This is a genomic window from Micromonospora sp. NPDC005206 (genome assembly GCF_040608175.1).
In the GTDB taxonomy this organism is placed as follows: domain Bacteria; phylum Actinomycetota; class Actinomycetes; order Mycobacteriales; family Micromonosporaceae; genus Micromonospora.
Genome location: NZ_JBEXHU010000010.1, coordinates 72260 through 98189, shown reverse-complemented (window position 1 = coordinate 98189; position 25930 = coordinate 72260). Strand labels below are relative to the sequence as shown.

Genomic DNA, 25930 nt, shown 5'->3' with positions numbered 1-25930 from the left:
TCGCTGAAAAGCTACGGGTGGCCCTGCTCAGCCGGTCAGCTCGGCGCCCAGCGCCCGCTTGTCCACCTTGCCCACCCCGGTGTGCGGCAGCGCGCCGCGCAGCTCCAACCGGTCGGGCAGCTTGTACGCCGCCAGCCCCCGGTCGGTGAGGAAGTCCCGCAGCTGCCCCAGTGTGGGGGCGTCCGAGCGCGGCACCACCACCGCGCAGGTCTTCTCCCCGAGCACCCGGTCCGGCACGGCGACCACGGCGACCTCGCGGACCGCCGGGTGGGCGAGCAGGTGCTCCTCGACCTCGCCGGCCGGGACCTTCTCGCCGCCCCGGTTGACGACCTCCTTGATCCGGCCGACCACGACCAGCTCGCCGGTCGGGGTCCAGCGGACCAGGTCTCCGGTGCGCAGGAAGCCGTCCGGGGTGAAGGTGCGCGCGTTGTACTCCGGCACCCGGTAGTAGCCGCGCAGCGTGGTCGGGCCGCGCACGATCAGCTCGCCCACTTCGCCGGCGGCGACCTGCCGGCCGTCCTCGTCGATCACCTGGAACTCGTCGGCGGCCGACAGGGGACGGCCCTGGGTGTGGGCCGCGAGCTCCGGCGGGTCGTCGGGGCGGGTGCAGCAGATCGGGCCCTCGGCCATGCCGAAGAAGTGGGCCAGGCGGATGCCCAGCTCCCGGGTCACCCGGGCGGCCACCTCCGGGCTGAGGTTGGCGCCGCCGACCTCGACCACCAGGCCGGTCAGGTCGGCGCCGAGCATCGGCGCGAGGTCGGCCCACAACGGCAGGAAGGGCGGCATCAGCGTGGTCAGGGTGACCCGTTCGCGGGCGATCAGCCGGAACGCCTCGTCGGGGCTGGGACTGCCGGCGAGCACAGCGGTGGCGCCGACCCGCAGCGCGCCGAGCACGCCGGGGCAGCCCAGGGCCGCGTTGTGGGCGACCGGGAGCGCGGCGAGATAGACACCGTCGGGCCCGAAGTTCATCGCCGCCGCGGTCGCCCGCAGCTGGTACGCGTAGTCGTCGTGGGTGCGCGGGATCAGCTTCGGCAGGCCCGTCGAGCCGCCGGAGAGCAGAAAGAACGCGACGTCCGACGGGTCCGGGGAGGGCAGCGGCACCGGGTCGGCGTCCACCTCGGCCAGGGCGGTGAACTCGCCGGGGTCGCCGACCACGAACACCTGCCGCAGCGACGGCGTCTCGGCGCGGACATCGGCGGCGAGCTTGCGCAGGTCGTACCCCTGGACCTGGTCGACGGTCACGTAGGCGACCGCCTCGGTGTGCGCGCACAGGTGGCCGATCTCGGCCCGTCGGTGCGCCGGCAGGGCCAGCACGGGCAGGGCGCCCAGGCGGAACAGCGCCAGGCACACCACCACGAACTCGACGCCGTTGGGCAGCTGGACGACCACTCGGTCGTGCCGGCTGACACCGCGGGCCCGCAGCCCGGCGGCCATCCGGTCGGCCCGGCGGTCGAGGTCGCCGTAGCTCACCCGGTGCTCAGCGGTGACCAACGCGGTGCGCTCCGGGTCCGTCCGCGCCCATTCCCGGCCCAGGTCGGCGAGCGACTCGCCGCGCCAGTAGCCCTCCGTGCGGTAGCGCTCGGCCAGCTCGCTCGGCCAGCTCACCCATCCGTCCAGCATTCAGTGCCTCCCGCGACGACGGTGACAGCGACCCGGAACACAAGCTAGTGTGCAGATACGCGAGATACAAGACACGTGATAGTGGAGGCGGTTGATGCTGGCGGCGCGGCCCCGTACCGACCTCGGTGCGTTGACCCGGCTCACCGAACTCGCCGATTACATCGTGCCGTTCGCCATAAGGGTGATCGCCCACCTGGGCGTCGCCGACCAGCTCGTCGACGGGCCACGACCGGTGACCGAGCTGGCCGAGGCCACCGGCGCGCACGCGCCGTCGCTGCTGCGTGCCCTGCGGGCGCTGGCCGGCAAGGGCATCTTCACCGAGGTCGAGCCGGAGGTGTTCGGGCTGACCAAGCTCGCCGAGCCGCTGCGCACCGACCATCCACTGTCGCTGCGCGACGCGTACCCGCTGATGGCCGCGGACGTCCGCGCCTGGGCGGGGCTCGGCCGCTGCCTGCGCACCGGGGAGGCCGCCTTTCCCCGGATCCACGGCACCGACTACTGGTCCTACCTTGCCGGGAATCCGGCGGACAGCCTCGCCGTCGACCGGTGGATGTCCAGCCTGACCCGGCTGCACCTGCGTACCGTCCTGCCGGCGTGGCCGTGGGCGCGGGCCCGGGACGTCGTTGACGTCGGCGGCGGCGACGGCGCGTTCCTGGCCGGCCTGCTCACCCGCTGCCCGCAGCTGCGCGGCACCCTGCTCGACCTGCCCCACGTGGTGGCGGCCGCGCCGGCGCTGCTCGCCCGCGCCGCGGTGACCGATCGCTGCCGGATCATCCCGGGCAGCTTCTTCGACCCGGTGCCGGCGGGCGCCGACCTGTACGTGCTCAAGACGATCCTGCCGGGCTGGGACGACGCCGACGCCACGGTCATCCTGCGCCGGATCGCCGAGGCGATGCGGCCGGAGAGCCGGCTGCTGCTGCTGGAGGCGATCATCCCCACTGGCGACGTGTTCGACGTCGCGAAGCTCGTCGACCTGCACACCCTGGTGCTCACCGGCGGCCGGCACCGCACCCGGGACCAGCTCGTCGACCTGCTGGCCGGCGCCGGCCTGCGACTGGACCGCATCGCCGCCACCCCCACGCTCACCGTGATCGCCGCCGGTCCCGCCGGGCCGCAGCCGACGTCCCCCTAGGAGGTATCGATGGCCCCGACCCGACCCCGGATCGACATCGAATCGGTGTTCCGACTGACCGAGCTGGCCGACTACATCGTGCCGTTCACCGTGCGCGCCGTCGCCGAGCTGGGTGTCGCCGACCAGCTCGTGGACGGGCCACGACCGGTGACCGAACTGGCCGAGGCCACCGGCGCGCACGCGCCGTCGCTGCTGCGCGCCCTGCGGGCGCTGGCCGGCAAGGGCATCTTCACCGAGGTCGAGCCGGAGGTGTTCGGGCTGACCAAGCTCGCCGAGCCGCTGCGCACCGACCACCCGCTGTCGCTGCGCGACGCGTACCCGCTGCTCGAACCCGACATCGAGGCGTGGGCACACTTCGACCACAGCATCCGCACCGGGCAGGCGTCCTTCGACCAGGTCCACCCCGAGGGCTACTGGCCGTACATGGCCGCCCATCCGCACGACAGCGCCCGCTTCGACGCCTCCCAGCAGGCGGCCACCCGGCTGGAGCTGCGGGCCGCGCTGCCCGCGTACCCCTGGGGGGAGCTGGCCACGGTGGTCGACGTCGGCGGCGGCAACGGCGCCTTCCTCGGCGGCATCATGGCCCGCTTCCCGGCGTTGCGTGGCACCCTGTTCGACCTGCCGCACGTGGTCGCCGAGGCCGAGCCGGTGCTGCAGAAGCTCGGTGTGGCCCAGCGGTGCACGGTGACCGGCGGCAGCTTCTTCGAGACCGTCCCGGCCGGCGCGGACGCCTACCTGCTCAAGCGGATCCTCTACGGCTGGGACGACGACAACGCCGTACGCCTGCTGACGGCCGTGCGGGCAGCGATGCGCCTGGACAGCCGGCTGCTGGTGCTGGAGCCCGTGGTCGAGCCGGGTGACCGGTTCGACGTCGGGCGCCTCTACGACCTGCTCCTGCTGGCCATGGTCGGTGGCGGCGCCCGCTCCCGCGAGCACATCGAGCGGCTGCTGGACGTCGCCGACCTGCGGCTGGCCCGCAGCGTGCCCACCATGATGTTCCCGATCCTCGAGATCGTCCCGAAGACGGAGGCGTGAGCAGTGCGACTGGTCGTGGACTTCTCCCGATGCGAGAGCAACGCGGTCTGTGTGGGTCAGGCGCCGGAGGTGTTCGACGTCGCTGACGACGACCGGCTGCACATCACCGAACAGCCGCTCGAGGGCGCACTGGCCGCCCGGGTACGCGAAGCCGCGCGCCGCTGCCCGAAGCAGGCGCTGTCCGTGGTGGACGACTGACGCCAATGGGCCGCCCGGGTCACCGGGCGGCCCATTGGCGGCACTAGCTCGCGGCGCCCGCGGCCTGGATCGCCGTCCAGACCCGCTCGGCGGTCACCGGCATGTCGATGTGCCGCACGCCCAGGTGGCGGACGGCGTCGACCACGGCGTTCTGCACCGCCGGCGGAAGACCGACCGCCCCAGACTCGCCGAGCCCCTTGGCGCCCAGCGGGTTCACCGGGGTCGGGGTCTGCGTCGCGACCGTCTCGAAGGACGGCAGCTCGGCCGCGCCCACCATGGCGTACCGGTGCAGGTCACCGTGCAGCGGCGTGCCGTCGGCGGCGAAGCGGACCTCCTCGACCAGCGCCTGGCCGGCGCCCTGCGCCAACCCGCCGTGCACCTGCCCCTCGGCCAGCAGCGGGTTGAGCAGCACGCCCGCGTCGTCGACCGCCACCACGCGCAGCAGGGCCACCTGACCCGTCTCGGTGTCCACCTCCACCACGGCCAGGTGCGCGCCGTACGGGCAGGTCGCGGCGGACGGCTGGAACGTCGCCTCGGCGGACAGCCCGCCCCCGGGGCCGGCGTCGTCGGCGGCCAGCTCGGCCCAGTCGACGACGCGCCCGGCGGTCGACCGGAACCGTCCCGCGGCGAACTTCACCTCGTCGAGGGACACGCCCAGGCGGGCGGCCGCCACGTCCCGGCCCCGCTCCACCAGGGCCAGGGCCGCCTCGCGGACCGCCATCCCACCGGTCTGCAACGACCGGGACCCGCCGGTGCCGCCGCCCTCGGGGACCGTCGCGGTGTCGGAGTGGCGCACGTCCACGCGATCCAGCGGTACGCCGAGCACGTCGGCGGCGATCATCGCCCAGGCGGTGACGTGGCCCTGGCCGTGCGGGCAGGTTCCCGAGTGGACGGTGAACCGGCCGGTGTGGTCGACGCGCGCGGAGGCGTACTCGCTGCGGGTGTCCGCGCCGGTGATCTCCACGAAGGTGGACAGGCCGATGCCGAGTTGTTGGACGTCACCGCGTACGCGGCGGGCCGCCTGCTCGGCGCGCAGCGCCGGATAGCCGGCCTCGGCGAGCACCCGCTCCAGCGCCGCCGGGTAGTCGCCGGTGTCGTAGCGGGCGCGGGTCACCGTGGTCACCGGGAAGCTCTCCGGCGGCAACAGGTTGCGTCGCCGTACCTCGGCCGGATCCATGTCGATCTCCGCCGCGTACAGGTCGACCATCCGCTCCAGGGCGGCCACCGCCTCCGGCTGCCCGGCGCCCCGGTACGACACGACGGGGGTGGTCGTGGTGGTGACGCTGGACGAGCTGAACTTCGCCCGGCTGATGCCGTACGGGCCGGTCAGCATGGTCCGGGTCCAGAACGGCAGGATCGCCCCGATGCGCGGGTACGCCCCGGCGTCCTGCACGACCTCCAGCGCGTACGACACGATCCGCCCGTCGCGGGTGCCGCCCAGCTCGGCGCTCTGGTGCTGGGCCCGGCCGTGCCCGGCGGCGACCATGCTCTCGCTGCGGGTCTCCGCCCAGCGCACCGGACGGCCGAGCCGGCGGCCCGCCCAGGCGACGAGGATGTCCTCCCGGCTGGCGAACGCCTTGGAACCGAACGCCCCACCGACGTCGCCGTTGACCACCCGGACCCGCTCCTCCGGCTCGCCGAGGGCCGCCGCGAGCTGGCCGCGCCACAGGTGCACCGCCTGGCTGCCGGCCCGGTAGCGCAACCCGTCCGGCCCCCACTCGGCCTGCCCGGCGCGGGCCTCCAGCGGGCACGGCGCCACCCGCGGGTTGATCATCCGCTGCCGGACCACCACCTCGGCGCCCTCGTGCAGCTCGGCCCGCCCGGCCGGGCGACGGAAGCCGAGCTTGAGCACCATGTTCGTGCCGGCCTGCGGATGCAGCACCAACTCGTCGGCGAGCGCCCGGTCGACGTCGACCAGCGCCGGCAACGGCGCGATGTCCGCCTCGACGAGGGTGGCGGCGTCCACCGCCTCGGCGCGGCTGGTCGCCAGCACTGCGGCGACCGGTTCGCCGACGAACCGCACGACGCCGTCGGCGAGCACCGGGGTGGTCATCTTCTGGTTCAGCACGCCGGCCTCGGGCGGCAGCGGCGGCAGGTCCACGTCCACCGCGGTGAAGACCGCGACCACGCCGGGCGCCCGCCGGGCGGCCTCGGCGTCCACGCCGCGCAGCCGGCCGTGCGCCATGTGGGAGCGGACGAAGACCAGCTCCAGGCAGCCGGGCACGACGACGTCGTCGACGTACGTGCCGCCGGTGGTGAGCAGGGCCCGGTCCTCGGTACGCCGTACCGGTCGGCCGATCAATGACATCTGCGACTCCTGGTTCTGCCGACGCCGGCTCAGGCAGGGGTGACGGCGAGCGGGATCGACGCGTACGACCGGAAGAGGGCGCTGGGCTCGCGCACCGGCGGGGCGGCCAGGTCGATGCCGGCGAGCTGTCGGGCGAGCCGTTCGAAGACGACCGCTCCCTCGATCCGGGCCAGCGCGGCGCCGAGGCAGCCGCGTACGCCGCCGCCGAAGCCGACATGCGGGTTGGGGTGGCGGCCGATGTCGACGCGACCGGGGTCGGCGAACACGTCCTCGTCGTGGTTGGCGCAGCCGAGCAGGAGGAAGACCGACCGACCGGCCCGGATCACCCGGTCACCCACCGGGATCGGCTCCAACGCCAGCCGGGCGGTGTACTGGATCGGGGCGTCGAACCGGACGAACTCCTCGGCCGCGGTGGCGGCCAGCGACGGGTCGTCGCGCAGCCGACGCCACTCGTCGGGCCGCTCGGCCAGCGCGATGCTGCCGGTGCAGACCATGTTCATGGTCGTCTCGTAGCCGGTGAAGCAGAGGAAGACGATGTTGTCGACGACCTCCTCCGTTCCCTCGGCCGGGTCCGCCACGGCGAGCATCCGGTCGAGCAGGTCGCCGTCCGGGTCGGCGTGCCGGCTGGTGAGCAGGTCGCGGACGTACCCGCGCAGCCAGGCCAGCGCCTCGTCCGCCGCCGCGCGGTCGGTCTCGGGAAGGAACGGGGTGAAGGCGCGGCCGAGTGCCGCCGCGCGGGGCCAGACCTCGGCCCGGGTCCGCGCCGCCGGCAGTCCGATGAGTTCGCAGACCACGGTGGCGGCGACCGGGAAGGCCAGCTCGGCGACGGCGTCCAGACGCCCGGTGTCCAGGGCCGGCGCGAGCAGCTCGTCGACCAGCTCGCCGACGCGGCCGGCGGTGCGCCGGGCCACGCCGGGGCTGAACGCGCGGACCATCTGCTGGTGCAGCCGGCTGTGGTCGTCCGGGTCGCGGGTCGGGATGATCCGTCGGAACACCTCGCGGGAGAGGTCCTGCGCCATCCGGAACTGCGGGTCGTCCTCCGGGAAGGTGTTGCTCAGCCGACGGTCACGCAGCAGCGCGGCCACGTCCCGGTGCCGGGTCACACCCCAGCTCGCCGGGCCGAACCGGCACAGCGGGCCGGCCGCCCGCATCCGGGCGTACGTCGGGTACGGGTCGGCGACGACCTCGGGGGAGAGGGGGTCCATCCGCGCGGGCAGGACCCGCCCGGCGGGGCTCACCGCCGCACCGCCACGGGCACGCTGGCGTACGAGCGCAGCGTCCCGCCGGTCTGCCGGCGGGCCGGTCCGGCCGGGGCCAGCGTCGGGAAGGTGCGCAGCAGGGTCTCGAAGGCGACCTGCGCCTCCACCCGGGCCAGGTAGCCGCCGAGGCAGTGGTGGATGCCGCCGCCGAAGGACAGGTGCGGGTTGTCCTCGCGGGTGACGTCGAGGCGGTCCGGTGTGCCGAACCGCTCCGGGTCCCGGTTGGCGCTGCCGATCAGCAGGATCAGCACCCGCCCGGCGCGGATGGTGCGGTCGCCGACGTCGATGTCCTCCCGGACGAGCCGGGCGACGCCCTGGATCGGGGCGTCGTAGCGCAGGAACTCCTCCACCGCGCGGGGCGCCAGCGTCGGGTCCGCCCGCAGCAGGGCGAGCTGGTCGGGGTGGTCGAGCAGTGCCGCCACGCCGGTGGCGATCAGGTTGGTGGTGGTCTCGAAGCCGGCGAAGAAGGCGAAGACCGCGTTGTCCACGATCTCGTCGTGGTCGAGCACCGCGCCGTCGTCGTCCGTCGCGGCGAGCATCCGGGACAGCAGGTCGTCGCCGGGTTCGGCACGGCGCCGGTCGAGGATCTCGCCGAGGTAGTCGCGCAGCCACTCGACGGCCCGGTCGGCGGCCGGGCGGTCGTCGTCCGGCACGATCGCGGCGAACGCCTTGCTCAGGTCCAGCGCGTACGGGCGGATGCGTTCGTGGTCCGCCGGCGGGATGCCCATCAGGGCGCAGACCACCATGACCGGCAGCGGAAAGGCCAGATCCGAGACCGCGTCGAAACGTCCGGTGCGGGTCGCCGGGGCCAGCAGGTCGGTGACCATCGCCTCGATTCTCGGGCGCAGCCGGCGCACCAGTGCGGGGCTGAACGCCTTGGCCATCAGCCGCCGCAGGCGCCCGTGCTCGGGCGGGTCGCGGTAGAGGATGATGCTGCCGAAGAAGGAGCCGGCCGCGCCGTCGCCGGCCGACATCCGGTGGTAGGCCGCCGGGAACTCGCTGCCCAGGCGTGGGTCGCGGACCAGCCGGGCGACGTCGGCGTAGCGGGTGACGCCCCAGCTGCCCGGCCCCATCCGGCAGAGCGGGCCGGCCGCGCGCAGCGTCGCGTAGGTGGGGTAGGGGTCGGCCACCACGGCGGGGTCGCGGGCGTCGAATCTCGGCGGCATGCCGGTACGGGCCGAGGTCATGCCCGCCAGTATGCGCAATAAAAGATACGAGAAACAAGTACTTCCGAGATACGCGAAACGCTATTAGGCTTCCGAGCCATGACCGAGACCGTGGTGAGCGCTGATCCCCGGATCGTCGCGATGGAGTTGCTGATGAAGGCCCCGGCCACCGTCAGCAGCCCTTACCCGCATTACCACGCGCTGCGAACGGCAGCGCCGAAGTACCGGATGGAACAGCCCGGCCAGGGCGTGGGATGGGTGCTCACCACGTACGACGACTGCCGTGCCGCGCTGCGCAACCCGTCGCTGGACAAGTCGGCGCAACGCCCCCGGATGGGCGACTCCCGCGGCCGCGAGGGCGCCCGGACCCTGCTCTTCCTCGACGGGCCGGAGCACACCCGGCTGCGCGGGCTGGTGAGCCGGGTGTTCACCCCCCGCCGCACCGAGACCCTGCGCCCCCGGCTGACCTCGTTCGTCGACGGCCTGCTCGACGACATCAGCCGCCAGGTCGGCCCCGGCGGCGGCGAGGTCGACATCGTCGGCTCGTTCGGCTTCCCGCTTCCGGTGATGGTGATCGGCGAGCTGGTCGGCGTGCCGCCGGCGGACTGGCCGCTGCTGCGCCGGCTGACCCGCGCCGCGTCCGGCGGGCTGGAGATCTTCGCACCGGAAGAGGTCCTCAAGGCATCCGACCAGGCGCTCGGCGAGATGGAGGAATACTTCGCCGACCTGGTTCGCAAGCGGCGCGAGGATCCCCGCGACGACCTCGCCTCGGCCCTCGGCCAGGTCGAGATCGACGGTGACCGACTCTCGGTCGACGAGCTGATCCAGGTCATCGTGCTGCTCTTCGGCGCCGGCTTCCAGACCATGACCGACCTGATCGGCCTCGGCACGCACGCGCTGTGCCGCAACCCCGACCAGCTCCAACGGCTGCGCGCCGAGCCCGAGCTGACCCGGTCCGCCGTCGAGGAGCTGCTGCGCTTCGACTCCCCGGTGCACGTGCTGGGCCGCGCCGCGTTCGAGGACACCACCTTCGTCGACGGCACCCCGCTCGCCCGGGGTGAGCACGTGATCACCCTGATCGGCGCGGCCAACCGCGACCCGGCCCGCTACGCCGACCCGGACGTGCTCGACATCGCCCGCTTCGCCGGCGCCGAACCGCCGGAGACGCCGCTGTCGTTCGCCTGGGGGCCACACCACTGCCTCGGCGCGCAACTCGCCCGCGCCGAGGGGCAGATCGCCTTCCGCCGGCTGGTGGACCGGTTCGCGGTGATCGAGCTGGCCGACCCGGACGCCGACGAGATCGACCTCGAGTGGCGGCACAGCAGCACCTTCCGGGGCCTGGAGGAGCTGCGCGTACGGCTCGTCCCGGCCTGAGCACCCGAACCACGCGCCGACCAGGAAGGGAAGTCCATGCCGGAGGCGGTGATCGTCGAGGCGGTCCGGACGCCGATCGGCCGGCGCGAGGGTGTGCTGTCCGGCCTGAAGGCCGTGGAGCTGCTGCGGCACGTCCAAGTCGAAGTGATCCGCCGGGCCGGGATCGAACCGGGCGAGGTGGAGCAGATAATCGGCGGCTGCGTCACACAGGTGGGCGAGCAGAGCCTCAACGTCACGCGCAACGCCTGGCTCAACAGCGGCCTCGACTACGAGGTCGCGGCGAGCACGGTCGACGCCTCCTGCGGCTCCGCCCAGCAGGCCAACCACCTGATCGTGGCGCTCATCGCCGCCGGCGCCATCGACGTGGGCATCGCCTGCGGCGTGGAGTCGATGAGCCGGGTGCCCGTCGGCACCAACCTCTACCAGGGGCCCGGGCACTACAAGACCCCCGACTACCCGTACGACGACCCGCCTAAGGCGCAGTTCGGCGGCGCCGAGCGGATCGCGGCCCGGCAGGGGCTGACCCGCGCGGACGCCGACGCCTACGGGCTGCGCTCGCAGCAGCGGGCGACCCACGCCCGCGCCGAGGGCCGCTTCGACCGGGAGATCACCCCGGTGCCGCTGCCCGACGGCACCCTGGCCGACGCCGACGAGGGTATCCGGGAGACCACCGCCGAAGGGCTGGCCGCCCTGCGGCCGGTGATCCCCGACGGCATCCACACCGCCGGCACCATCTCCCAGATCTCCGACGGCGCGGCCGCCGTGCTCTGGATGTCCCGGGACCGCGCCGCCGCCCTCGGTCTGCGGCCCCGAGCCCGGCTGGCCCACCAGGTGGTCACCGGCGCCGACCCCTACTACCTGCTCGACGGCCCGACCGTGGCCACCCGCAAACTGCTCAAGCGGGCCGGGATGACCGTCGACGACGTCGACGTCGTCGAGGTCAACGAGGCGTTCGCGTCCGTCGTGCTCTCCTGGGCCGCGCACCACGACGCCGACCTGCACCGGGTCAACGTCAACGGTGGCGCCATCTCCCTCGGGCATCCGCTGGGCAGCAGCGGCAGCCGGCTGCTGGTGACCGCCCTGCACGAGCTGGAACGCGACGGTGGCGAGGTCGCCCTGGTCACCATGTGCTGCGGCGGCTCGCTCGGCACGGCGTCGCTGCTGGTGCGGGAGTAGGCGGGCATGGACACCGACATGCGCGCCGCGCCGACGCCGCCCGCCCCCGAGACCCGCGACGCCGCGGCCTTCTACGCCGACGCCCGCCACGACCTGACCGGGCCGCTGCAGGGCGTACGGGTCCTGGACGTCACCAAGGTGTGGTCCGGCCCGGTGGCGAGCTGCGTCCTGGCCGACCTCGGCGCCGACGTGCTGCGGGTGGAGATGCCCGGCAACCGGGAGGGCCTGATGCCCCCGGACATCCCCGGCACCGGGCTGTCCTGGTTCCGGCAGAGCGTGCACCGCAACAAGCGCAGCATCGGTCTGGACCTGCGCCGCCCCGGCGCGGCCGAGGTGTTCCTGCGGCTCGTCGCCACCGCCGACGTGGTGGTGGAGAACTACAAGCCCGGGACGCTGGACGCCTGGGGCGTCGGCTACCAGGCCTGTCGGGCGGTCCGACCGGACGTCGTGCTGGTCTCCGTCTCCGGCTACGGACAGTTCGGCCCGGACGCGGGACGGCCCGGCTACGACCCGACCACCCAGGCCGCCGCCGGCTGGATGGCGCTCAACGGCGAACCCGACGGCGCACCGCTGAAAGCGCCCACCTTCCTCGCCGACGACCTCGCCGGCCTGCACGCGGTGATCGGCGCGCTGGCCGCGCTGCGCCACCGCGACCGCACCGGCGAGGGCCAGCACGTCGACGTGAGCATGCTCGACTCGCTGCTCTTCTCCAGCAACGGCTACCTCACCCTCGGCGCCACCGGCGTGCCGCTGCGCCGCTGGGGCGACCAGGCCGACTTCGTGGTGCCGGCCGGCTGTTTCCGGTGCGCCGACGGCCACGTCTACGTGGCGGTCGCCCTGGACCGCTCCTGGCGTCGGCTGGCCGAGGTGGTCGGCCGCCCCGAACTGGCCCGGGCACCCGGGTACGCGACCAACCAGGAACGCCGCGACAACCGCGCCACGGTCAACGCGGTCGTCGCCGACTGGTGCGCCGGGCGGGGCTGCGCCGAGGTGGTCTCCACCCTCGACGCGAACGGGATCACCGCCGAGCGGGTCCGCACCTTCGCCGAGGCCGCGGCCGACCCGCAGGTCCACGCCCGGGCGATGGTCCAGGAGACGGTGCTGTCCAACGGCAGCACCGCGCCACTGACCGGGCCGGCGGTCAAGTTCTCCCGGACGCCGACGGCGGTCCGCTCCGGCGCACCGGAACCCGGCGCCGACACCGAACGGGTCCTCGACGAGATCGGCGTCGACGCGGCCACCCGGGAACGGCTGCGCGCGCAACGGGCGATCGGATGAGGAGGAGGTGACATGGCAACGGCAGGCGCCGCGCCGCGCTGCGCGCTGGTGACCGGGGTGTCCCGGGGGATCGGCCGGGCGGTCGCGCTGCGGCTGGCCACCGAGGGGTACGCGGTGGCGGGCTGCTACAGCGCGCCGAGCGAGGCCGCGGAGAAGACCCGCGCGGAGGTCGAGGCGTACGGGGTCGGGACCTGGTTCGGGCCGTGCGACGTGACCGACCCGGCCGCGGTCGACGAGTTCGTCTCGACCGCCGAGCGGCACCTCGGGCCGCTCACCGCGCTGGTCAACAACGCCGGCATCACCCGGGACCGGCCGTTGGTGCTGATGGCGCCCGACGAGTGGCACGACGTGCTCGGCACCAACCTGACCGGCACCTGGAACACCTGCCGGACCGTCGCCTTCCGCTTCCTCAAGCGACGCCGCGGGGCCATCGTCAACCTCTCCTCCGTGGCGGGTGTCAGCGGCAACACCGGGCAGGCCAACTACGCCGCCAGCAAGGCCGGCATCATCGGGCTCAGCCTGTCCCTGGCCAAGGAGGTCGCCGGGTACGGCGTACGGGTCAACGTGGTGGCGCCCGGCTTCATCGAGACCGACATGACCGCCGCGCTGCCGGGCAAGCTGCGCGACGCGGCCCTGGGGCGGATCCCGTTGGGCCGTTTCGGCGCACCCGCCGACGTCGCCGAGCTGGTCGAGTTCCTGCTCTCGGAGCGGGCCGGCTACGTCACCGGCCAGGTGATCCGGGTGGACGGGGGGATCGTGCTGTGACCGCCGCACCCACGTTCAGCGTCGGAACCCGCCCCGCCGAGACGTACCGGGCCGCGGCGGCGCCCCTGCCGGCGATCCGCTGGGTCGAGGTGTCCGCCGGGCCCCGGGGCGGGATCAGCCTGCGCGCCGGCACCACGGTCGACCCGGCCGACGTCTACCTGGGCGGGCACTTCCCGGAGCTGACCGTCTACCCGGGCGTGTTCACCCTGGAGACGATCGGGCAGGCGGTGACCGCGGCCGTCGGCTACTGCGCGGGCCGGCTGCCCCAGCTGCACCGGTTGCGCTCCGCCCGGTTCCTCGCCCCACTGCTCGCCGGGGACACGCTCACCGTCGAGGCGTCGGTCGGCCCGGTCGCCGAGGACCAGTCGTTCGAGGTCGCCGCCCGGTGCGTACGCGGCGACGGGGTCCGCGCGGCGACGGTGCGGGCGGTGTACCGCTGGCCGGCCCCGGACGGGGAGGGCACCTGATGAGACTGGACCACGGCGAGCTGCGTGCCCTGCTGCCGCACCGGTACCCGATGCTGCTGCTCGACCGGGTCGACAGCGTCGAGCCGGGAGCGAGCCTGGAGGCGGTCAAGGCGGTCACCGGCTGCGAACCTTGCTACCGGGGGATCGCCGAGGGGCAGGCCCCCGACCGGTACGCGTACCCCGCCTCGCTGCTGATCGAGTCGTTCGGTCAGGGCGCGGCGGTGCTCTGGCTGCTGTCCCGCGGGCCGGGCACGGCCGGGCTGCCGATGTTCACCGCGGCCCGCGACTGCGTTCTGCTGCGCCCGGTCTACCCGGGCGACGTGATCCGGCACCGGGTCCGGCTGGAACAGGTCGTGCACGGGGCCGCGTTCGCCTCCGGATCCAGCTGGGTCGGGACCGACCAGGTGGCGGAGTTCGGCTCGATGATGGCGGTCGTCCGACCGGCCGACGCCATCTCCGGAGCCCGATGATGAGAGGAAGAGGGAATCCCGATGAGTGAACGCGAACAGCACATGGCGGAGCTGCGGGAGATCGTGGCCGAGGTGCTCGAGTTGGAACCGGAGGAGGTCGCCGACACCGCCGACTTCGTCGAGGAGTACGAGGCGGACTCGTTGCGGGCGATCGAGATCCTGGCCCGGATCGAGAAGAGGTACCGGGTGGAGATCCCGCAGGCCGAGCTGAACGAGATGCGCAGCCTCAAGGCCGTCCACGAGGTCGTGGCGCGACACGCCGGCTGGCAGGACTGACCCGTGCACCGCGTGGTCGTCACCGGGCTCGGTCCGGTGTCCGGCATCGGCATCGGCGTCGACGAGTTCACCGCCGGGCTGCGCTCCGGCCGGTCGGCCGCCGCGCCCATCACCAGCTTTGATGCGAGCGGGTTCCCGCACCACTGGGCCGGCGAGGTGCCCGCGTTCCGACCGGAGGCGCTGCTGCGACGCCTGCGGATCGCCGACTGGGGCCGCTCGGCGCTGTTCGCCGCCGCGGCCGCCCGGCTGGCCGTGACGGACGCCGGTCTGCCGCTGCCCGCCCTCGATCCGGGGCGCGTCGGCGCGGTCGTCGGCACCACCAGCGGCGAGTCCACGGTGGTGGAGCAGCTCACCGCGGAGCTCGTCGAGGGCGGCTACCCGGCCATGTCCGTCGAGGCGCTACGGCAGGCGCCGGCCGAGCGGTTGTCCTACGCGGTGAGTGCGGAGCTGGGGCTGGCCGGTGAGTCGGTCACCCTCACCACCGCCTGCTCGGCCAGCAACTACGCCATCGGGTACGCGTACGACCTGCTCTGCTGCGATGAGGCGGACGTGATGGTGGCCGGCGGCGCCGACTCGGTGTGCCGTTGGGCGCACGCCGGCTTCTTCCGGCTCGGCGCGCTGACCGAGCGGGCGTGCCGACCGTTCGACCGGGACCGCTCCGGCATCCTCACCGGCGAGGGCGGCGCGGCCCTGGTGCTGGAGACCCTGGACCACGCGCGGGCCCGGGGCGCCCGGATCTACGCCGAGGTGCTCGGTTACGGCGTCAACTGCGACGCCCACCACATGGTCGCGCCCAACGAGGAGAGCGTCGCGGCGTGCATGCGCCTGGCCCAGGACAACGCCGGGGTCAAGCCGGAGGACGTCGACTACATCAGCACGCACGGCACCGGCACGCCCGCCAACGACCTGTGTGAGGCGCGGGCGATCCGGGCGGTGTTCGGCGACCGGGTGCCCCCGGTCAGCTCGATCAAGTCGATGCTCGGTCACACCATGGGCGCGGCGAGCGGGTTCGGCGCCATCGCCACCACGCTGGGCATACGGCACGGGTTCCTGCCCCCGACCATCAACTGGGTCAACCCCGACCCGGAGCTGTCCTGGATCGACCCGGTGCCGAACACGGCCCGATCGGCCACCGTACGGGTGGCGCAGAACAACGGGTTCGCCTTCGGCGGCAACAACGCCATCACGATCTTCGGGGCGATCCGGTGACCGGCCTGGTGACCGGCTGGGGTGTGCTCTCCGCCGCCGGGGACTCCGTCACGGAACTGCTCGCCGCCGTGCGGGCCGACGCCGTCGTCCGCGCCGACGTCCGCGACCGCTTCGAGGAGCCGCTGCCCACGGCCGAGGCGCCGGCGATCGCCGACTTCGACGTACGCCGACTGCTCGGCCGCAAGGGCACCAGCTTCCTGGACCGGGCGACCGCGCTGGCCATGGTGGCCTGCGGACGGGCGCTGGCCGACGGGGAGCTCACCCCGGACGACGACAACCGGCACCGCGTCGGTGTGGTGCTCGGCACCACCACCGGCAGCCTGAAGTCCACCATGGACTTCTCCCGCGAGACGCTGCTGCAGGACAAGCCGTACCTGGTCAACCCGGTGCTGTTCCCGAACACGGTGATGAACTGCGCGAGCGGCCAGGCGGCGATCCGCTACGGGCTGCGCGGCGTCAACGCCACCGTGGCCGGCGGCCCGCTCGCCTTCCTGTACGCGCTGCGCTACGCGCTCAACGCCCTGCGCCGGGGGTACGCCGACGCCCTGCTGGTCGGCGGGGTGGAGGAGTACACGCCGAACACGGCGTGGGCGGCGGAGCTCACCGGCGCCGGCCCGGCCGGCGAGGCCGCGGCCGTCTATCTGCTGCGCCGCCCGACGCCCGGCGTCACCATGCCATCGCGCGCGGAGGTGCTCGCGGTGGCCACCGGCTTCCAACCGGAGGGGACCGGCGACGCACTCGCCGGCTGCGTCCGCCGTGCGCTGGCCGCCGCGAAGGTCCGCCCGGCCGACGTCTGGGCGGTCGCCAGCGGTGACCTCGACGCGGACAGCCTGTCCGACGTGGTGCCGGCCACCGCGCAGCGGCTGTCGGTGCGCCCGGCGCTCGGTGACTGCCAGGCCGCCACCGGCGCGCTGGCGCTGGGCGTGCTGCTGGCCCGGTACGCCGAAGAACCCGCCACCCGCGGACGACCCGCGCTGATCACCGGCCAGTCCCGCGACGGCGCGGTTGCCGCGGCCGTGGTGCGGGGGTAGCACATGCCGGCGACCATCACCGCCAGCGCGGTCCGTACCTGCTTCGGCGACGGCCCGGCCACCTTCGCGGCGCTGCTGCGGGGTGACTGCGGTACCGCCCCGCTGCGGCGGACGGACCCCGCTCGGGTGGGCGTCGGGCACGGCTACCCGATCGCCGACGACCGGCCGTTCGGCCCGAGCCGCTGGCTGACCGAGTGCGTGGCGGAGGCCCTCGCCGCTGCCGGCCTCGACCCGCGTCGACGGCGGGTGGTCAGCCTCATCGGCAGTGGGCTGCGCGAGTCGGCGGAGGTGGAGCGCGCGGCCCTGAGCGGGACGGTCGACTTTCCCGCCGAGCGGCTGCACTTCGCTGGCGCGGTCACCACGGCGGCACCCGGCGTGCGGCGGGTGGTGACCCTGGCCAACGCGTGCAGCGCCGGCGGGCACGCCCTCGCTCTGGCGCAGGATCTGGTGGAGACTGGTGAGGCGGACGCCGTGCTGGTCGGCGGCACCGACGGCAGCACCGCCTCCATGCTCGCGATGATCGGTCGGGTGGCCAGCCGGCCGGCACACCGGGTGCGGCCCTTCGACGCCGATCGGGCCGGCGTGCTGCTCGGCGACGGCGCGGCGGTCCTGGTGGTCGAGCCGGAACGTTCCGGCGCCGGCCTGGCCCGGTTGCTCGCCACCGGGCTGTCCTGCGACGCCGGGCACGAGACGGCACCCGACCCGGCCGGCATCCTGCGGGCCGTCCACGACGCTCACCGCCGTGCCGACCGCCGGCCCGACCAGGTCGATCTCGTGCTGGCGCACGGCACCGGCACCGCGCTGAACGACGAGACCGAGGCGCGCGTCGTCGCGGAGGTGTTCGCCGGCTGCGAGCCCGGGCCCCTGGTCACCGCCGTGAAGGGCGCCGTGGGCCACACGTCCGGCGGATCGGCGCTGCTCAGCGTCGCCGTCGCCATCGAGATCCTGCGTACCGGCCGGGTTCCGCCGGTGGTCGGGCTGACCCGACCGGCATCCGAGGCGGCCGGGCTGCGGCTGGTCCGCGACGCGGCCGTCCGGGCCGACCCGCGAGTGGCGCAGGTCGACGCGTTCGGCTTCGGCGGTCTCAACGCCGTCACCCTCCTGGAGGCGCTGCGATGACCGGCCGCGCCGACGCCGCGCACCTCGCGCCGACCTCGGACCGCTCCGTGCAGATGCCGCCGGACGGGTCGCCCGCCACCGACTCGGCCGGGACCGGGAACGGTCCGGATCGGCCGATCGCCGCCGTCCTCGCCGCCTCCCTGCACCTGCCCGGGGTCGGCCTGCCGGACGGTGTCGCCGACGACGAGCCGGCCTGTCCTTCCGAGCGGGCCGCCGACCTGCTCGGCCGTAAAGGCCTGCTGGCCAAGGAGCCGGCCACCCGGCTCGCCCTCTGCGCCGTGCACCGGGCGTTGGGCCTGCCGCCGAAGGCGCCCCGCCGGACCGGGCCGGCGGACCCGGGTATGGCCGTGGTGGTCAGTTCCAACCTGGGCAACGTCGCGACCGTCGGCGACATCGCCTGCCGGCTGCGCGACGGCGGCCCACGCGAGGTCGGGCCCCTCGAAGCGCCGAACGCCTCCAGCAACGTCATCGCCGGGGCAATCGCCATCTGGTTCCGGTTCGGAGGGCCCAACCTCACCGTCTGCTCCGGGGCCACCGCGGGCCTGGACGCGATCTGGCTGGCAGGGCTGCTGCTGCGTACCGGGCGCGCCGACCGGGTGGTCGTGGTCGGCACGGAACCGGACGACCCGCAGGCCCAGGCCCTGCACGCCGCCCGGGAGGGTGCTGTCGCCGGGCGGCCCCTGCGGGCCGGGGCGGCCTGCCTGCTGCTCAGCCCGGTCGGCGCGCCACAGCGACCGCTGGCCCTGTTGGGGCCGGTCCGGGCGGGTGCCCCCACCGACGGCTCACCGCACGCGCCCCTGGTCGACTCGACCGTCCTGGCCGGCGACCACTACGGCGCCGCGGGCGTCGTGCACACCGCGCTGGCTGTACGGCTGGGCGGCGGCGAGGCGACGAGCGTCACGGTCCGCTGCGGCGACCCCGTCGACGGTGTCCGCGAGCTGAGTGTCCTGGTGGGACCGCGATGAGCGGCACGCCACCCCCGGTCGCCGTGCACCGGCTCGCCGGCCCCGGATCCGGGGCGCCGACCGTGCTCCTCGCGCACGGCATGTCCGACACCTGGCGGAGTTGGCGGCCCTTGGCGGCGCGGCTACCCAGCGGCTGGCGGCTGCTCGCGGCCGAACTGCCGTGGAAGGCCGGCACCGACCACCGCTGGCGGCGTCGGGGCACCCCGGGGTCCTGGCTGGCCGCCGCCGTACGCGCCATGGCCACGCCACCCGACGTCGTGATCGGGCACTCGCTCGGCGCGAACGCGGTGCTGGAGATGGTGGCCACCGAACCGGACGTCGCACCCCGCGGCGCGATGCTCATCGCGCCGTTCTACTGCCCGCCCGACCTGCCGATCACCTGGGCGGTGCACGAGCGGGCGCAGGCCAACTTCGTGCAGATCATCGACGAGGGGCTGCGCAACCGCCTCGGCCCTCGGCTGGCCGATCTGGACGCGGAGACGCTGGCCGCCATGCGGGACATCATGGTGGAGCGGATCGGGCCGGTCGGCTTCACGACGCTGTTCGACCACTTCACCGCGACCGCCCACCTGCCGCTGCACGCGGTGACCGTGCCGACCATGGTGCTCACCGGCGGCCGGGACCCCGGCCTCGACGGCCCGCGCGTCGGCGCACTGCGGGCCCAACTGCCCGACGCGCACGTCGTCGTCGAGTCCGACTTTCACCACTTCTGTCATCTCGACCGGGCGGCCGAGGTGGCCCGACACGTCGCGGGCTTCGTCGAGAAGGTCTGCCCCGACCCCGCGATCCGAGGAGGTACGCCGTGACCACGGCGGTTGAGAACGCATCCGTGACACTGTCCGCCCGGCCCGGTTTCGAGGGCGCGAACATCCGCACCTGGATCGGGTTCAAACACTTCGCGTACCTGGTGGAGCAGGGCGTCCTGCAGTGGTTCCGGGAACACGGGCACGGCCCGGGCCGGCTCTACCACGAACACGGGGTGGGGTTGTCGATCCGGGACTGCTCGCTGCTGCTGCCCGCCGTGCTCGATGTCGACGACGAGGCGACGGTGGTGACGACCCCCGGCGCCAACGGCCGGTTCGCGGTCCGGATGAACGTCCGCCGCGACGCCGACGTCACCGTGTGCCGGGCCCGGGTGCGGGTCGCCCTGGTCCGGGAGGCGGACGTACCGCAGGCGGCGCCCCTGCCGGCGGAACTGGCCGGCCTCGCGGAGGAGCCGGCCGCCGGTGAGCCGGGCGTCCCCGCCGGCGCGGACCCGGCCGCGACCCTGCGCGCCGCCGGCGCGGGATTCGTGTGGCCCTGGCGGGTGCCCTACTTCTACTGCCAGTACTCCCAGCGCGTGCAGCACTCCGGGTACGTCCGGCTGCTCGAGGAGGTGGTCGACCGCTACCTCGCCGACCGGGGCGTGTCGGTGGGTCGGATGCTGCGCGAGCGGGGCTGGATCCCGGTGGTCTCCCGGGCACGGATCGAGGTGCTCGGCGACGCCCACCTCGACGAGCCCATGTGGATCACCTTCACCGTCACCGACGTGCTCAAGGACGTCACGTACGACGCGCGGATGGACTGTCACGTCCGGCGCGAGGGACGCCTGGTCCGGGTGGCGACCGCCAGCATCCTGCACGGGTACGCCGTCAGCCGGGGGCCGGAGGCGGGCCGGCTGGCCACCCTCGACCCGGACACCGTCGCGGCCCTCACCGACGGAGGTCGGTGATGGCCGTCAAGCGCCCCCGCCTGTACTTCTCCTTCCGCAGCCCGTACAGCTGGCTGGCGGTGGAGCGGCTGACCCGGACACTGGGCCGACCGCAGGAGGTGCTGGAGTTCATCCCCTACTGGGACCCGGACGAGCGCACCGAGGCGGCGCTCAGAGCCCGCGGCGGCGCCTTCCACTACGTGCAGATGAGCAAGCCGAAGCACCTGTACCTGCTCCAGGACGCCAAGCGGCAGGCCCAGCGGCTGGACCTGCCGATGCGCTGGCCGATCGACATCGACCCCTGGTGGGAGGTGCCGCACCTGGGCTGGCTGGCCGCGCGGGAGCGGGGAGCGGGGGAGGCGTTCTACCGGGAGGTCATCGCCGCCCGCTGGCAACGGGGCGAGGACGTGTGCACACCAGAGGTGATCTCCCGGGTCGCCGAGCGGGCCGGGGTGGACCCGGCGGTGGTGCTCAGCGCGGTCGAGGACTCCACGGTCCGGTCCGCCGGGGTGGACTGCCTGCTGCGGGCCTACGAGGAGGACATCTTCGGCATTCCCTACCTGCGGCTGGGCCCGCACCGGTTCTGGGGAGTGGACCGGGTGGACGACTTCCTCACCGCGTACGCCCAGCGGACCGGCACACCGGTCACGCCGCCGGCGGTGACGGCGGGAGTGGGCGGCTACGACACCGACACCGGAGGCGGCTGTGGCTGAGCGAAGAGATCCGGAGCGGGAGCGGGCCCACTGCCGCCGGCAGTTGATCCTGACGTTGCGTGCCTTCGCCCTGGCCGGGTTCGACGAGGGCGCCGGTGGCCACGTCACCGCCCGGGACCCGATCGAGCCGGACACCTTCTGGATCAACCCGTTCGGCCGGCACTTCGGGCACGTCCGCGACGACGACCTGCTGCGGGTCGACCACACGGGGGACGTGGTCGACGGCACGGGCCGGATCAACCCCGCCGGGTACGCCATCCACTCGGCCATCCACAAGGCACGCCCGGACGCGGTGGCCGCCGCCCACACCCACTCGATCCACGGTCGGGCGTTCTCGGCGCTGGGTCGGCCGCTCGCCCCGATCACCCAGGACGCCTGCGCCTTCTTCGAGGACCACGAGGTCCACGACGAGTACGGCGGGGTGGTCCTCGACGGCGCGGAGGGCGACCGGATCGCGGCGACGCTGGGCACCGGCAAGGCGGTCATCCTGCGCAACCACGGCCTGCTCACGGTCGGCGGTTCGGTGGCCGAGGCCGCCTGGTGGTTCCTGGCGATGGACCGCTGCTGCCAGGTGCAGCTGCTCGCCCAGGCGGCCGGTGAGCTGGTGGTGATTCCCGCCGATGCGGCCCGAGCCGCCCGGGCGGACATCGGCACCCCGCAGATCGCCCGACTGAACTTCCGGCCGGTCGCGGAGCACGTCCTGGCCCTCAGCTCCGACCTCACGGACTGAATCACGCGCAGACAGGAGTGACCAGTGGCCGAGCTGCTGAAGAACATGGTCCGGGACCGGGCCGGCGACGTAGCGCTGACCGACGAGCGGACCACGCGGACGTGGGCGGAGCTGGACCGGTCGGTGGACCGGTGGATCGGCGTGCTGCGCGGGGCCGGCCTGGACGTGGGGGACCGGGTGGCGTTTGTGCTCGGCAACCGGCACGAGACCTTCGAGGCGCTGCTGGCCTGCGTGCACGCGGGGCTGGTGGCGGTGCCGGTCAACTGGCACCTCACCGCACCGGAGATCGCCCACATCCTGACCGACTGCAACGCCAGGGCGGTGCTCACCGAGGCGACGTACGCCGCGACCGTACGCGAGGCGGTGGCCCGCACACCGGTGGCGCCCGAGCTGTTGATGACAGTCGACGGCGGGGAGGGTTTCACGCTGGTGGACGACCTGCCTGAGGGCCCGGCGGTCCCGACGGTCTCCGGTGGTGTGCTGCTCTACACCTCGGGCACCAGCGGACGCCCCAAGGGGGTGGTCAATCCGCTGCTGAAGGTCGGCGCTCCGGTCGACCGGGTGGCCGCCACCACCGAGATGCTGGGCGGCGGGCTGGGCATCCCGACCGAGGGCCAGGCGCTGCTGGTCGGTCCCTGGTACCACTCGGCGCAGCTGTTCTTCGCCCAGTTTCCGCTGCTGCGCGGGTGCGGGCTGGTGATGCGCCGCGGGTTCGACCCGGTCGAGGTGCTGCGACTGATCGACGAAGAGAAGATCACGATCAGTCATCTGGTGCCGACCCAGTTCATCCGCCTGCTCCGGGTCGACGCCGCCACCCGGGCGGCGTTCTCCGGCGCCAGCCTGACCCGGATCTGGCACGGCGGCGGCCCCTGTCCACCGGAGACCAAGCGGGCGATGATCGACTGGTGGGGGCCGGTGTTCGTGGAGTACTACGCCGCGACCGAGGCCGGCATCGTCACCCTCGCCGACTCGCACACCTGGCTGGCCCGGCCGGGCACGGTGGGCCGGCCGGCACCGCCCACCGAGGTGGTGGTCATCGACGACGAGGGCCGACCGGTGCCCGCCGGGCAGGAGGGCCGGGTGGCCGTCCGGCGGCCTCCGGGCCGGGGATTCCACTACCACAACGCCCCGGAGCAGACCGAGCAGGCGCACGTCGCCCCGCACACCTTCACCGTCGGCGACCTCGGCCGCCTGGACGAGGACGGCTACCTGTTCCTCACCGGCCGCTCGGCGGAGCTGATCGTCACCGGCGGGGTGAACGTCTACCCGGCCGAGGTGGAGGCGGTGCTGCTGACCCACCCCGCCGTGCAGGACGGCGTGGTCATCGGGGTGCCGGACCAGGAGTTCGGCGAGCAGGTCCGGGCGGTGGTGCAGCTCGACCCGGCGTGGCCGGCCGAGGACATCGACCGGGTCCTGGACGCGCACTGCCGGGCCAGCCTGGCCGGTTTCAAGGTGCCACGCTCGTACGAGGTGATCGACCGGATCCCCCGCGAGCCCACCGGCAAGCTGCCCCGGCGGGCGTTGCGGGACCGTTACCGGCAGGCTCCGGTGTCGCCGAGTCTGCTCGCGGACCCGGCCAGCTACCTGACCGGCGTGCCGCACGACGAGTTCGCCCGCCGCCGGCGGGACACGCCGGTGGCCTGGGTCGACGAGGTCGAGCTGACCCGTACCGACCAGGACCGGTCGGTGCGCTCCCAGGGCCGGGGCTTCTGGGCCGTCACCCGGTACGCCGCGGTGTCCGAGGTGTCCCGCGACCCGGCGACGTTCTCGTCCGCGGCCAGCGGGGCGTTCCTCGCCGACCCCCGGACCCTGCAGGACCTGCACCGCAACCGGCAGCTTCTGATCAACATGGACGCTCCGGAGCACGCCTGGGTGCGTCGGCTGGTGGCGGGGGCGTTCACCCCGCGCGCGGTGGGTCGCCTGGGTGAGCTGGTCACCCGACACGCCGAGGAGGTGGTCTCGCGGGCGGTGGCCGCCCGGGAGATCGACGTGGTGACGGACCTCGCGGCGGAGTTGCCGCTGCTCGTCCTCACCGACCTGCTGGGCATGCCGCAGGCGGACCGCACGCTGCTGTTCGAGTGGAGCAACAACCTGGTCGGGTTCGACGATCCGCGGTACGGCGGTGGCAGCGTGGACCGGTACCGGGACACCTTCGCCGCCGCCTTCGCGTACGTCCGGCAGTTGGCCGCGGAGCGGCGCGCCCGGCCGACCGACGACCTGCTCAGTTTGCTGGTGCACGCCGAGGCCGACGGCCGGGGCCTGACCGACGCGCAACTGTGCCAGCTCTGGCTGCTGCTCGTCATCGCCGGCAACGAGACCACCCGGCACCTGATCTCCAACGGGGTGCAGGCGCTGCTGGAGCGCCCCGAGCAGCGGGATCGGCTGATCGCCGACCCCGACCTGACCGGGACCGCGGTGGAGGAGCTGCTGCGCTGGGTCACGCCGATCATGCAGTTCCGGCGGACCGCCACCCGCGACACGGTCCTCGACGGCACCCGGATCGCCGCCGGGGACAAGGTGGTCATCTACTACGCCTCGGCCAACCGGGACCCGGCCGCCTTCGCGGACCCGGACCGGCTGGACCTCGGTCGTGATCCCAACCCGCACCTGGCGTTCGGCATCGGGCCGCACTTCTGCCTGGGCGCGCACCTGGCCCGGCTGGAGATGGCGGCCTTCCTCACCGCGATCCGCCCGCATCTGGCCCGGCTTCGACCGACCGGGCCGGTGCGCCGGATGCGGACCAACTTCATGAACGCCATCACCGCGATGCCCGCGCGCTTCGACGCCGCGCCGGAAGGGGAGTGACCCCATGCCACTGGACCTGCACTGGTTCCTGCCGTCGCATGGAGACGGCCGTGACCTGGCCGAGCCGGCCCGGGGCGGCGCCAGGCCGACCCGCGTCACCCGCCGGCCGCCGGACATCGGCTATCTGGCCCAGGTGGCCCGCGCCGCCGACCGGCTGGGGTTCACCAGCGTGCTCACCCCGGCCGGACTGTTCTGTGAGGACCCGTGGGTGGTGGCGTCCGCGTTGGCCGCGCAGACCGAGCGGCTGAAGTTCATGATCGCGCTGCGGCCGGGGCTGGCCTCACCCACGCTGGTGGCCCAGATGGCCGCGACCCTGCAACGCGTCTCCGCCGGCCGGGTGCTGCTCAACATCGTGGCCGGCAGCGACCCGGACGAGCAGCGCCGCTACGGCGACTGGCTGGACCACGACGCCCGCTACGCCCGCGCGGAGGAGTTCCTCACCGTGCTGGGCGGCCTCTGGGGCGGCCAGCCGGTCGACCACACCGGCGAGCACTACCGGATGAAGGCCGCGCTGCTGGCCCGGCCTCCGGCCACCGCGCCGGCCGTGTTCCTGGGCGGGTCCTCGCCGGCGGCACAGCGGGCGGCGGCCCAGCACGCGGACGTCTACCTGGCCTGGGGTGAGACACCCACCCAGCTCGGGGAGCTGCTGGGCCGGGCACGCGACCTGGCGGCGGAGGCCGGGCGGACGCTGCGCACCGGGAGTCGACTGCACGTGATCACCAGGGACACCGCCCGGGAGGCGTGGGCTGAGGCGGACCGGCTGCTCGCCGGCGTCGACTCGGCGCGCATCACCGCCGCCCGCCAGCGGTTCGCCCGTACCGACTCGGAGGGGCAGCGGCGGGCGGCGGCGCTGCACGCGGGCGGCAACGCCCGGATGGAGGTGTACCCGAACGTCTGGGCGGGCTACTCCCTGATCCGGCCGGGCGCCGGCGCGGCGCTGGTCGGCAGCCACGAGGAGGTCGCGGAGCGGATCGCCGAATACCACGCCGCGGGGGTCGAGCATCTGATCCTGTCCGGGCAGCCGCACCTGGAGGAGGCGTACTGGTTCGGTGAGGGGGTGCTGCCGCTGCTGCGGCACGACGGTCTCCTCGACGCCGGCGCCGCGCGGACCCCGGAGCTGGCGGTGGGCCGATGACGTCGTCCG

General features: G+C 74.1%; 24 protein-coding genes. 20 read left to right on the top strand and 4 right to left on the bottom strand.

The features are described from left to right. Positions 1 to 27 precede the first annotated feature (27 nt). The gene (locus tag ABZU69_RS16745; protein ID WP_354965219.1) at positions 28 to 1620 is read right to left on the bottom strand and encodes an AMP-binding protein; all 1593 of its coding nucleotides are present in this window, start codon (positions 1618 to 1620) and stop codon (positions 28 to 30) included. 94 nt (positions 1621 to 1714) lie between these two features. Here ABZU69_RS16745 and ABZU69_RS16740 point away from each other — a divergent pair, with 94 nt between their 5' ends. From ABZU69_RS16740 to ABZU69_RS16730, 3 genes are read left to right on the top strand one after another with little or no spacing between them, the layout of a single operon-like run. Then, on the top strand, positions 1715 to 2752 hold the full coding sequence (locus ABZU69_RS16740; RefSeq protein WP_354965218.1) for a methyltransferase: 1038 nt from the start codon (positions 1715 to 1717) through the stop codon (positions 2750 to 2752). 9 nt (positions 2753 to 2761) lie between these two features. Then, entirely contained in the window at positions 2762 to 3787 is a 1026-nt protein-coding gene (locus ABZU69_RS16735) for a methyltransferase (protein ID WP_354965217.1), read from the top strand. 3 nt (positions 3788 to 3790) lie between these two features. After that, positions 3791 to 3985 carry a ferredoxin gene (locus tag ABZU69_RS16730; RefSeq protein ID WP_354965216.1) on the top strand — a complete coding sequence of 65 codons (195 nt, stop codon included), beginning with the start codon at positions 3791 to 3793 and terminating at the stop codon, positions 3983 to 3985. Positions 3986 to 4028: 43 nt separating this feature from the next. On the opposite strand, the gene ABZU69_RS16725 is transcribed toward ABZU69_RS16730, so the two are convergent. Genes ABZU69_RS16725 through ABZU69_RS16715 form a run of 3 tightly spaced genes read right to left on the bottom strand, consistent with a single transcriptional unit; the run spans position 4029 to position 8739 of the window. Beyond that, complete coding sequence (locus tag ABZU69_RS16725) at positions 4029 to 6293, bottom strand: xanthine dehydrogenase family protein molybdopterin-binding subunit (RefSeq protein WP_354965215.1); 2265 nt, start codon at positions 6291 to 6293, stop codon at positions 4029 to 4031. 29 nt (positions 6294 to 6322) lie between these two features. Beyond that, positions 6323 to 7531: a cytochrome P450 gene (locus tag ABZU69_RS16720; protein WP_354965214.1), complete on the bottom strand. Its 1209-nt coding sequence runs from the start codon at positions 7529 to 7531 to the stop codon at positions 6323 to 6325. Further along, positions 7528 to 8739 carry a cytochrome P450 gene (locus tag ABZU69_RS16715; protein WP_354965213.1) on the bottom strand — a complete coding sequence of 404 codons (1212 nt, stop codon included), beginning with the start codon at positions 8737 to 8739 and terminating at the stop codon, positions 7528 to 7530. The genes ABZU69_RS16720 and ABZU69_RS16715 overlap by 4 nt, the downstream gene beginning before the upstream one ends. Before the next feature lie 78 nt (positions 8740 to 8817). Between ABZU69_RS16715 and ABZU69_RS16710 the strand changes: the two genes are divergently transcribed. The 17 genes from ABZU69_RS16710 to ABZU69_RS16630 are packed head-to-tail and all read left to right on the top strand — an operon-like array spanning position 8818 to position 25921. Then, complete coding sequence (locus ABZU69_RS16710; RefSeq protein ID WP_354965212.1) at positions 8818 to 10092, top strand: cytochrome P450; 1275 nt, start codon at positions 8818 to 8820, stop codon at positions 10090 to 10092. Positions 10093 to 10128: 36 nt separating this feature from the next. Further along, entirely contained in the window at positions 10129 to 11268 is a 1140-nt protein-coding gene (locus ABZU69_RS16705; RefSeq protein ID WP_354965211.1) for a steroid 3-ketoacyl-CoA thiolase, read from the top strand. A gap of 18 nt (positions 11269 to 11286) precedes the next feature. Then, entirely contained in the window at positions 11287 to 12546 is a 1260-nt protein-coding gene (locus tag ABZU69_RS16700; protein ID WP_354965389.1) for a CoA transferase, read from the top strand. A 12-nt stretch (positions 12547 to 12558) separates the two neighbouring features. Beyond that, entirely contained in the window at positions 12559 to 13311 is a 753-nt protein-coding gene (fabG, locus tag ABZU69_RS16695) for a 3-oxoacyl-[acyl-carrier-protein] reductase (RefSeq protein ID WP_354965210.1), read from the top strand. Then, entirely contained in the window at positions 13308 to 13778 is a 471-nt protein-coding gene (locus ABZU69_RS16690; protein ID WP_354965209.1) for a hypothetical protein, read from the top strand. Before fabG ends, ABZU69_RS16690 begins: the two co-directional genes overlap by 4 nt. After that, positions 13778 to 14248, top strand: a complete 471-nt coding sequence (locus ABZU69_RS16685; RefSeq protein ID WP_354965208.1) for a beta-hydroxyacyl-ACP dehydratase — start codon at positions 13778 to 13780, stop codon at positions 14246 to 14248. Before ABZU69_RS16690 ends, ABZU69_RS16685 begins: the two co-directional genes overlap by 1 nt. 21 nt (positions 14249 to 14269) lie before the next feature. Beyond that, positions 14270 to 14524, top strand: coding sequence for an acyl carrier protein (locus ABZU69_RS16680; protein WP_089020954.1), 255 nt, complete (start codon positions 14270 to 14272; stop codon positions 14522 to 14524). Between the two features lie 3 nt (positions 14525 to 14527). After that, on the top strand, positions 14528 to 15733 hold the full coding sequence (locus tag ABZU69_RS16675) for a beta-ketoacyl-[acyl-carrier-protein] synthase family protein (protein WP_354965207.1): 1206 nt from the start codon (positions 14528 to 14530) through the stop codon (positions 15731 to 15733). Further along, positions 15730 to 16764: a beta-ketoacyl synthase N-terminal-like domain-containing protein gene (locus ABZU69_RS16670; RefSeq protein WP_354965206.1), complete on the top strand. Its 1035-nt coding sequence runs from the start codon at positions 15730 to 15732 to the stop codon at positions 16762 to 16764. The genes ABZU69_RS16675 and ABZU69_RS16670 overlap by 4 nt, the downstream gene beginning before the upstream one ends. 3 nt (positions 16765 to 16767) lie before the next feature. Beyond that, complete coding sequence (locus ABZU69_RS16665) at positions 16768 to 17883, top strand: beta-ketoacyl synthase N-terminal-like domain-containing protein (RefSeq protein WP_354965205.1); 1116 nt, start codon at positions 16768 to 16770, stop codon at positions 17881 to 17883. Then, positions 17880 to 18848: a beta-ketoacyl synthase N-terminal-like domain-containing protein gene (locus ABZU69_RS16660; protein WP_354965204.1), complete on the top strand. Its 969-nt coding sequence runs from the start codon at positions 17880 to 17882 to the stop codon at positions 18846 to 18848. Before ABZU69_RS16665 ends, ABZU69_RS16660 begins: the two co-directional genes overlap by 4 nt. Continuing rightward, positions 18845 to 19654: an alpha/beta hydrolase gene (locus tag ABZU69_RS16655; protein WP_354965203.1), complete on the top strand. Its 810-nt coding sequence runs from the start codon at positions 18845 to 18847 to the stop codon at positions 19652 to 19654. The genes ABZU69_RS16660 and ABZU69_RS16655 overlap by 4 nt, the downstream gene beginning before the upstream one ends. Beyond that, on the top strand, positions 19651 to 20559 hold the full coding sequence (locus ABZU69_RS16650) for a thioesterase family protein (RefSeq protein WP_354965202.1): 909 nt from the start codon (positions 19651 to 19653) through the stop codon (positions 20557 to 20559). Before ABZU69_RS16655 ends, ABZU69_RS16650 begins: the two co-directional genes overlap by 4 nt. Further along, a complete protein-coding gene (locus ABZU69_RS16645) occupies positions 20559 to 21251 on the top strand; it encodes a DsbA family protein (RefSeq protein WP_354965201.1) in 693 nt (230 codons plus the stop codon). The genes ABZU69_RS16650 and ABZU69_RS16645 overlap by 1 nt, the downstream gene beginning before the upstream one ends. Then, complete coding sequence (locus ABZU69_RS16640; RefSeq protein ID WP_354965200.1) at positions 21244 to 21981, top strand: class II aldolase/adducin family protein; 738 nt, start codon at positions 21244 to 21246, stop codon at positions 21979 to 21981. The genes ABZU69_RS16645 and ABZU69_RS16640 overlap by 8 nt, the downstream gene beginning before the upstream one ends. A gap of 24 nt (positions 21982 to 22005) precedes the next feature. Beyond that, on the top strand, positions 22006 to 24786 hold the full coding sequence (locus tag ABZU69_RS16635) for a cytochrome P450 (protein WP_354965199.1): 2781 nt from the start codon (positions 22006 to 22008) through the stop codon (positions 24784 to 24786). Positions 24787 to 24790: 4 nt separating this feature from the next. After that, positions 24791 to 25921, top strand: a complete 1131-nt coding sequence (locus ABZU69_RS16630) for an LLM class flavin-dependent oxidoreductase (RefSeq protein ID WP_354965198.1) — start codon at positions 24791 to 24793, stop codon at positions 25919 to 25921. Positions 25922 to 25930: the final 9 nt, after the last annotated feature.

Excerpts from the sequence above, each read along its gene's own strand:
- ABZU69_RS16745 (WP_354965219.1), bottom strand. The coding sequence starts at position 1,620 with ATGCTGGACGGATGGGTGAGCTGGCCGAGCGAGCTGGCCGAGCGCTAC.
- ABZU69_RS16740 (WP_354965218.1), top strand. The coding sequence starts at position 1,715 with ATGCTGGCGGCGCGGCCCCGTACCGACCTCGGTGCGTTGACCCGGCTC.
- ABZU69_RS16735 (WP_354965217.1), top strand. The coding sequence starts at position 2,762 with ATGGCCCCGACCCGACCCCGGATCGACATCGAATCGGTGTTCCGACTG.
- ABZU69_RS16725 (WP_354965215.1), bottom strand. The coding sequence starts at position 6,293 with ATGTCATTGATCGGCCGACCGGTACGGCGTACCGAGGACCGGGCCCTG.
- ABZU69_RS16715 (WP_354965213.1), bottom strand. The coding sequence starts at position 8,739 with ATGACCTCGGCCCGTACCGGCATGCCGCCGAGATTCGACGCCCGCGAC.
- ABZU69_RS16710 (WP_354965212.1), top strand. The coding sequence starts at position 8,818 with ATGACCGAGACCGTGGTGAGCGCTGATCCCCGGATCGTCGCGATGGAG.
- ABZU69_RS16705 (WP_354965211.1), top strand. The coding sequence starts at position 10,129 with ATGCCGGAGGCGGTGATCGTCGAGGCGGTCCGGACGCCGATCGGCCGG.
- ABZU69_RS16700 (WP_354965389.1), top strand. The coding sequence starts at position 11,287 with ATGCGCGCCGCGCCGACGCCGCCCGCCCCCGAGACCCGCGACGCCGCG.
- fabG (WP_354965210.1), top strand. The coding sequence starts at position 12,559 with ATGGCAACGGCAGGCGCCGCGCCGCGCTGCGCGCTGGTGACCGGGGTG.
- ABZU69_RS16685 (WP_354965208.1), top strand. The coding sequence starts at position 13,778 with ATGAGACTGGACCACGGCGAGCTGCGTGCCCTGCTGCCGCACCGGTAC.
- ABZU69_RS16680 (WP_089020954.1), top strand. The coding sequence starts at position 14,270 with ATGAGTGAACGCGAACAGCACATGGCGGAGCTGCGGGAGATCGTGGCC.
- ABZU69_RS16665 (WP_354965205.1), top strand. The coding sequence starts at position 16,768 with ATGCCGGCGACCATCACCGCCAGCGCGGTCCGTACCTGCTTCGGCGAC.
- ABZU69_RS16660 (WP_354965204.1), top strand. The coding sequence starts at position 17,880 with ATGACCGGCCGCGCCGACGCCGCGCACCTCGCGCCGACCTCGGACCGC.
- ABZU69_RS16655 (WP_354965203.1), top strand. The coding sequence starts at position 18,845 with ATGAGCGGCACGCCACCCCCGGTCGCCGTGCACCGGCTCGCCGGCCCC.
- ABZU69_RS16645 (WP_354965201.1), top strand. The coding sequence starts at position 20,559 with ATGGCCGTCAAGCGCCCCCGCCTGTACTTCTCCTTCCGCAGCCCGTAC.
- ABZU69_RS16630 (WP_354965198.1), top strand. The coding sequence starts at position 24,791 with ATGCCACTGGACCTGCACTGGTTCCTGCCGTCGCATGGAGACGGCCGT.